Origin of the sequence: Streptomyces oceani, assembly GCF_001751245.1 — a bacterium.
In the GTDB taxonomy this organism is placed as follows: Bacteria; Actinomycetota; Actinomycetes; order Streptomycetales; family Streptomycetaceae; genus Streptomyces; species Streptomyces oceani.
On record NZ_LJGU01000028.1, the window covers coordinates 1 to 297 of the forward strand.

General features: G+C 75.8%; 1 protein-coding gene. It reads right to left on the bottom strand.

Features of this window, described 5'->3' with window-relative positions:
• A partial coding sequence (locus AN216_RS00130) for a hypothetical protein (RefSeq protein WP_139140801.1) occupies positions 1-297 on the bottom strand: 297 nt, incomplete at both ends.

Below are 297 nucleotides of genomic sequence, written 5' to 3' on the forward strand. Positions count from 1 at the left end.
CCAGTCCGGCCGGAGCCAGGCGCTCCAGCCGCCGGTAGACGGCGACCCGCAGATCCGCCAGCACCCGGAGGACGGCATCGTGCGAGACCAGCCGCTCGGCGTAGCGGAAGGCGGCCCGCCCAACGCCGAACGCGCGGGTGGCCGTGACGGCGACCATCAGGTAGAGCACTGGCGGCTGTTCGGCGGCTCGGGCGATCAGCCAACCGGAGGAGGCCAGCAGACCGACGGCGCTGGCCAGCGAGAGGGCCCCGAGGAGCAGCGCGAGTCCGAACCGGCCGGCCAGCGGCCGCGCGGTGC